Raw genomic sequence first — 6,562 nt, forward strand, 5'->3', positions numbered from 1 at the left:
GCCCTGGTCGCTCGAGCCTTCCCGCGGTCGCGCGTCGTGGGGTACGACGTGGGGGCGCCCGAGCCATCCCCCGACCGACCGGACAACTTCGAGCTGCGCGTGGCCGATGCCCGCGACCTTCCGGACGATGGCCCCTTCGACTTCGTCTACTGCCTCGATGCTCTGCATCACCTGGGGGATCCGACCCGTTCGCTCGCTCAGATGCGCAAGATCCTCGCCCCGGACGGCGTGCTGATGCTGGCCGAAACCGATCTGACCGGAGACCTGGCTCAGGACGTCCAGCACCCGTTTGCCACCATCACGTATTCCTCCGGTGTTCTCTACTGCCTGCAGGAGAGCCTTGCAGCGGGCGGCGGTCCGCACTCGGGTGGGGACGGACGACCGTGGATCGAGGAAGCGCTGGCCGAGGTCGGATTTGACGACGTGTCCGTGACGGCGTCGCCGACCGGATTCGCGATCTTCGTTGCCACGGCCGGCCGCTGATCGCTCATCCTTAGGCAAGTTCAGGTGGGCGGAGTGGGCGTGGGTGGGCCCCGTGGGACTTGAACCCACAACCCGCGGATTAAAAGTCCGCTGCTCTGCCAATTGAGCTAGAGGCCCCAGTGATGTTGCTCGCGAGCAACTATCGCAGATTCGTTCAGGGAAGTGAGCCGAGGATGGCGCGGACGGACGCATCGAGCATGCGGCTCAGACCCTCGATGAGCTGCTCGCGCGGCGCCGGTGGGTCATCGGCCAGCCATTGGGTCACGGCCGCGTCAATCATGCCGACCAAGCCAAGCGCCAGGACCTTGTTGACCGGCACGGCTGGATCGACCGCGCCGGACTCGACCATCTCGTCCACGATCTGCAGACCGATGTCAGCGATCGCGTCCTTGACCCCGGACACGGCATGCGTGGTGCGCCCGGTCTCGTGCGCGCGAACGAACGCGTACAGAGCCGGATTCTCCTCGATGAAATCCAGGTACGAGGTCAATGCCTTGCGGAGGCTGGCACTGATACCGGCCGACATGTCGAGGTGGGCGACGAGGTGGCCCAGAATCATGCCGGTGATGCGCTTGGTGATCGCTTCGTCCAGGTCCTCGCGATCCGTGAACTGACGGTAGACAACTTGGCGAGTGACGCCGGCGGCCTGGGCGATGTCGTGAAGGCGGGTCTGGGGACCCATGGTGCCGATCACCTCGATCGCCACGTCCACGATGGACTGGCGGCGCCGTTCGCGGTGGCCGGACCAGCGCGTGGCACGCCCGTCCTGCTCGGGGGCGCTGTCGGGCGTGGGGTCGGTGGTCACACGCACACCCTTGCAAGTATCTCGTACCCGGCGCAACTGTTACGTTACGTAACAGTTTTTCGTTGACCCAGGGTCGCGAGCATCAGATCGCTTCCGTTCGCGGCTACTCCTGACTGGTGACGAAAGAGTCTTGACGACGACTCGCGGCGCGATAGCCACGGGTGAGGAATTCGCCGATCTCGTGCAGCTCGGTGCGCAGCTCGTCGTCACTGAGCTCGGTGGGGGCCAGGACGGCGCCGGTCAGTGCCTGAGTGATCGCCGAGCCCCACACCAGCGCTTGTGCGTCAGGCGAGCTGGAGGTGATCATCGCGTCGATCCGACCGGTGAGCCGTTGGGCCGGCTCCCAGACGGCGGGATTTCCGAGAGCTGCACCATCGCGCGACAACCAGGCCGCTACGCGGCGGTGTCCGATCAGGTAGTCGATGTACAGGCTGAGCGCCTTCTTTCGCCGTGTCGATTCAGCATGCACCGACTCGGCCTCGGTGAGCACCTCTTCCAACCGGTCGAAAGCTGGCGTGATCACAGCGGCGAGCAACTCGTCCTTGGACTTGAAGTGGTAGTAGACCGCCGCCTTGCTGACGCCCAGACGGTCGCCGATCATCTGCAGCGACGTCCCAGCGAAACCGTGCTCGAGGAACAGGTCGAGCGCGGCTTCGGCGAAGCGGTCCCGAGCGGTCGCAGGCTCGGACGTCTGAGTGGCCATGCCCCCACTGTAGCCAAGGCCCTTGACGTTCGGCAAGCCGATGCCTTGACAGACGTGAAGTAAGGCACCTGTCGATCGACAAGGCGTTAACTTGACAATCGGTAAGGAGGGCGTCAGAGTTGACTTGCCGATCGGTTAGTTCGGCGAGGACCCCTAAAGTCCTTCACCTTTTTCAGACTTGGAGTCGCCACCATGGCCTCGTTCCTCTACCGCATCGGGCGCATGGCGTTCGAACGACGCAAGGCCGTGCTGCTGGCCTGGGTCGTCCTCATCGCCCTCGTCGGCGGATTGGCCGGCGCGTTCGGCAAGAGCGCCGACGCGCAGCTCACCATTCCCGGCGTCGAGTCCGTCACCGCCACCGAGACGCTTCAGGAGCGATTCCCGCAAGGCGGGGCAGGCGGCGCGGAGGCACGCATCGTCTTCGAAGCGCCTGACGGTCAGTCGGTCACCGATCCGGCCAACCAGGCTGCAATCGAGAAGACTGTCGACGACGTCGCTGACGGCGACCAGGTGGCCGCGGCAGCCAACCCGTTCGAGACCAACGCGGTCTCTCCCGATGGGAGCGTGGCTTACTCGACGGTCACGTACACCGCGCAGTTCGACGAGATCACCGAGGCGTCCCGTGATCAGCTCATCGAAGCCGGCGAAGGGGCGGAGACGGCCGGCCTGACCGTTGAGCTGGGTGGCGAGGCCACCGTGGCGGAGGCCGAGCAGAGCGCGACGGAAGCCATCGGCGTTCTCGTCGCCCTGCTGGTCCTCGCTGTCACCTTCGGCTCGATGCTCGCAGCAGGCATGCCGCTGCTGACCGCTCTGGTGGGCGTGGGCGCCGGCATGGCGGGCGTCACTGCGCTCTCGGCAGTCGTCGATCTCACGAGCACCGCACCCACCCTGGGTCTCATGATCGGCCTTGCGGTCGGCATCGACTACGCCCTGTTCATCTCGATCCGTCACAAGGAACAGATGGCGAATGGCATGTCGGTCGAGGATTCTGCGGCGACGGCTGTCGCCACCGCCGGCAGCGCCGTCGTCTTTGCCGGCGCCACCGTGATGATCGCCCTCGCCGGTTTGGCCGTCGTCGGCATCCCGTTCCTCACCTCGATGGGTCTGGTCGCCGCCGGCATGGTCGGCGTGGCCGTGCTGGTCGCCCTCACCCTCGTTCCTGCGCTGATGGGATTCTCCGGTGATCGGTTCAACCGCTGGCCCGTCCCGGGTCTGCGCAAGCGCCAGGCCGACCTCAGTACCAAGAAGTCGATGGGAACGCGTTGGGCCAAGATCGTCACCAAGCGCCCGGTCGCCTTTCTCGTGGCCGGCGTGGTCGGCTTGGCCACCTTGGCCATCCCGGTGCTCGACCTGCGTCTCGGGCTTCCCGATGACGGCAACCTGAACGAGAGCACCACGCAGCGCCAGGCCTATGACACGCTGGCGGACGGCTTCGGCCCGGGCTTCAACGGTCCGCTGACCGTCGTGGTCGATGCCCAAGTCACCGACGACCCGCAGGCGGCTGCCACGGTCGCTGCTGATCAGATCGGTGAGCTGGCCGATGTGGCAGCCGTTGCTCCGCCAATCTTCAACGAGGCGGGCGACACCGCGATCATCTCGGTGATCCCGTCCAGCGGTCCGTCCGATGCCGACACCAAGGCTCTGGTCGGTGACATCCGTCAGCTCGGCTCCGACATCGGCTCCGACACGGGCGCGGACATCGCCGTCACGGGCAATACCGCCATCGGCATCGACATCTCGGACAAGCTGACCGACGCCTTGCCGATCTTCCTGATCGTCGTGGTCGGCCTGTCCTTGTTGCTGCTGACCATCGCGTTCCGCTCAATACTGGTCCCGCTCAAGGCGACCGGCGGGTTCCTGCTCAGCCTGGCTGCCACCTTCGGCGCTCTCGTGGCCGTGTTCCAGTGGGGCTGGTTGGCCGAGCTGATCGGCGTGGAGCAGACCGGACCGATCATCAGCTTCCTGCCCATCTTGTTGATCGGTCTGCTGTTCGGCCTCGCGATGGACTACGAGGTGTTCCTGGTCAGCCGGATGCGTGAGGACTACATCCACGGGGACTCGCCCACCGAGGCGGTCATCGGTGGCTTCCGTCACGGAGCCCGCGTGGTCACGGCAGCAGCCCTGATCATGGCCTCGGTCTTCGCAGGATTCATCCTCGGCGGGGACCCCACGATCAAGAGCATCGGCTTCGCGCTGGCGTTCGGCGTGCTGATCGACGCCTTCGTGGTCCGCATGATGATCGTGCCGGCACTCATGACTCTCATGGGGCACAAGGCCTGGTACCTCCCGGCCTGGCTCGATCGGATCCTGCCCGACGTCGATATCGAGGGGGCCAAGCTCGATCACCGCACAGCAGATGCCGACGCTGAGCTCGACGCCCTCTTCACCTCGATGAAAGAGGACCTCGAACCGGTCGGTCAGGTCCACGCCTGACCGACCAGCAGGTGATGTGGTCGCCGCGGCCCGCACGCGGCGGCCCCACCACCGTCCACTCGTCCCTCCAGCCCACCCAACCCATCGATCGGTTCAAGGAGCACCATGACTGCCAGTGACCTTCAGCCCGTGGCGGACGACGGGGACGCCTGGGTGGGTAGCCGCACATCGCCGCGCGCAGCTCGGCGTGCCGTCACCGGCAGGTGCTCGCCTCGACCCACGGCTGGTCGGCTGTCGACCTCGGCCCCCTGACGCCACCCCCTACAGCACTCGAAACAGCGTCACCAGCCGTCCGAGGAGGACACACATGAGTTCCACCCCAGCGATTGAGACTCACGATCTGACCAAGAACTTCGGCGACTTCACCGCCGTGGAAGACCTCGACCTCACCGTCGACGAGGGTGAGGTGTTCGGGTTTCTTGGTCCCAACGGAGCGGGGAAGTCCACCACCATCCGCACTTTGCTCGACCAGATCCGACCCACGTCCGGCTCGGCCCGCGTCCTGGGCATGGACAGCCGCGCCGACTCGCTGGCGATCCGCTCGGAGATCGGCTACGTGCCCGGCGACCTTGCCCTGTACAAGAACCTGACCGGGGCGCAGACGCTGAAGTACTTCGCGCGGTTGCGGGGCGGCGTCGACCAGACGTTCGTCGACGGCCTGGCCGAGCGCTTGCAGGCTGACCTGTCGAAGAAGATCAGCGAGTACTCGACCGGCAACCGGCAGAAGATCGGACTGATCCAGGCCTTCATGCACAAGCCCCGGCTGCTGATCTTGGACGAGCCTAACGCCGGACTCGATCCGCTCATCCAGCAGGAGTTCATCACGATGCTGCGCGAGGTCCGCGACGACGGTCGCACGGTGTTCCTCTCCTCACACACTCTGTCCGAGGTGGAGCAGGTCGCGACGCGCGTCGCCATCATCCGGCACGGAAAGCTCGCTGCCGTTGAGCGGATCGACGACCTCAAGGCCAAGGCCATCCGTCGCCTCGACCTGCAGTTCGCAGCGGCCGTCCCAGCGGACCTGTTCGACGCCGTGCCCGGTGTGCGGGAAGCCGACATCAGCGAGGATCAGGCCGCCGTGGCCTTCGACGGGCCGATCAACCCGATCCTGCACGCCGCGATGGCGCACGAGCTGGTCGATCTGCACACCCGCGACGCAGACCTCGAAGAGATCTTCCTCGCCTACTACCGCGACACCGAAAAGGTGACCTCTCGATGAGCGCTGATCTGCTGACTCGCGACCTGAGCGACCGCCGCGTGCCCGTCGCTGCCATCACCGCTGGGCTCGCGATCTTCTCCATCGTCGGCCTCGGCGCCGCCTCCGGCCTGGAGGACACCGTTGCTGACCTCACCGAGAACATGCCGGAAGCCCTCACCGCCTTCATCCCGGCGGACGTGCCGGGTGGCTACGTCGTGGGTGAGGTGTTCAACCTCGTCGCACCGCTGGTGCTGGTCGCCTATGCCGTGATGTCGGGTGCGTCGGCCGTGGCCGGCGAGGAGGACAGCGGCACCATGTCGGTGCTGATCTCTCAGCCCGTGTCGCGGACCCAGGTGCTGGCGGCCAAGGCCGTCGGGCTGCTGACCTCGCTACTCGTGCCGATCATCATCTTCGGTGCAACTGCGCTCCTCGCGTCCAACTGGTTCGACACCGGGCTGACCGCTGGCAACATCGCGGCCACCTGCCTGCACCTGTTCGTGATGGCGGCGTTCTTCGGCGCCCTGGCGCTGGCCGTCGGCGGCCTGACCGGGAATCCAAGCCTCGCCGCCATGGTCGGCGGTGCGGTGGCCGCCGTGGCCTACATGTTGGACGCCATGCTGCCACTGGCCGATCTGGACGGTTGGGCACGTCTCAGCCCTTGGTACTACTACGCGTCCAGCACGCCGCTGGCCAATGGCATCGAATTCGCACACGTCCTCGTGCTCGTGGCGGGAACGGCGATCGCGACAGCCGTCGCCTTTGTCAGCTTTGAGCGCCGCGACCTGAAGGGATGAGCGCCATGACCACGACCACCCGGACTCGCCGGCCGGCTGCCGGACAGTTCCTGGCCGTCACGGGGCACGCCGTCCGCGAACGTCTACCTCTGGCTGGAGTCGTGGCCGTCATCGTCGCCGGCCTCGGCGTCATGACCGGCTCGGTG

At 66.2% G+C, this 6,562-nt stretch carries 6 protein-coding genes and 1 tRNA gene; 4 read left to right on the top strand and 3 right to left on the bottom strand.

Translation table 11 applies throughout. The annotated features are described in order from the left end of the window. Window positions 1–483, top strand: a 483-nt coding sequence (locus WB508_RS07610) for a class I SAM-dependent methyltransferase (protein WP_423844284.1), incomplete at its 5' end; no start/stop codon positions are given. Window positions 484–527: 44 nt separating this feature from the next. On the opposite strand, the gene WB508_RS07615 is transcribed toward WB508_RS07610, so the two are convergent. From WB508_RS07615 to WB508_RS07625, 3 genes are all read right to left on the bottom strand, one after another. After that, a tRNA-Lys gene (locus WB508_RS07615) sits at window positions 528–600 on the bottom strand. Window positions 601–637: 37 nt separating this feature from the next. Further along, window positions 638–1,288, bottom strand: coding sequence for a TetR/AcrR family transcriptional regulator (locus WB508_RS07620; RefSeq protein ID WP_423844285.1), 651 nt, complete (start codon window positions 1,286–1,288; stop codon window positions 638–640). A 103-nt stretch (window positions 1,289–1,391) separates the two neighbouring features. Continuing rightward, entirely contained in the window at window positions 1,392–1,991 is a 600-nt protein-coding gene (locus WB508_RS07625; protein WP_423844286.1) for a TetR/AcrR family transcriptional regulator, read from the bottom strand. Between the two features lie 192 nt (window positions 1,992–2,183). Between WB508_RS07625 and WB508_RS07630 the strand changes: the two genes are divergently transcribed. From WB508_RS07630 to WB508_RS07640, 3 genes are all read left to right on the top strand, one after another. Further along, window positions 2,184–4,424: an MMPL family transporter gene (locus WB508_RS07630; RefSeq protein ID WP_423844287.1), complete on the top strand. Its 2,241-nt coding sequence runs from the start codon at window positions 2,184–2,186 to the stop codon at window positions 4,422–4,424. Window positions 4,425–4,731: 307 nt separating this feature from the next. After that, the gene (locus WB508_RS07635) at window positions 4,732–5,643 is read left to right on the top strand and encodes an ABC transporter ATP-binding protein (protein ID WP_423844288.1); all 912 of its coding nucleotides are present in this window, start codon (window positions 4,732–4,734) and stop codon (window positions 5,641–5,643) included. Continuing rightward, window positions 5,640–6,416 carry an ABC transporter permease subunit gene (locus WB508_RS07640; RefSeq protein WP_423844289.1) on the top strand — a complete coding sequence of 259 codons (777 nt, stop codon included), beginning with the start codon at window positions 5,640–5,642 and terminating at the stop codon, window positions 6,414–6,416. The genes WB508_RS07635 and WB508_RS07640 overlap by 4 nt, the downstream gene beginning before the upstream one ends. The last annotated feature ends 146 nt before the right edge of the window (window positions 6,417–6,562 follow it).

The sequence above is a fragment of the Aeromicrobium sp. genome, assembly GCF_049586495.1.
Taxonomy (GTDB): Bacteria; Actinomycetota; Actinomycetes; order Propionibacteriales; family Nocardioidaceae; genus Aeromicrobium.

Bases quoted from the DNA above. Each gene is read 5' to 3' on its own strand.
- WB508_RS07625 (WP_423844286.1), bottom strand. From the start codon at position 1,991: ATGGCCACTCAGACGTCCGAGCCTGCGACCGCTCGGGACCGCTTCGCC.
- WB508_RS07630 (WP_423844287.1), top strand. From the start codon at position 2,184: ATGGCCTCGTTCCTCTACCGCATCGGGCGCATGGCGTTCGAACGACGC.
- WB508_RS07635 (WP_423844288.1), top strand. From the start codon at position 4,732: ATGAGTTCCACCCCAGCGATTGAGACTCACGATCTGACCAAGAACTTC.
- WB508_RS07640 (WP_423844289.1), top strand. From the start codon at position 5,640: ATGAGCGCTGATCTGCTGACTCGCGACCTGAGCGACCGCCGCGTGCCC.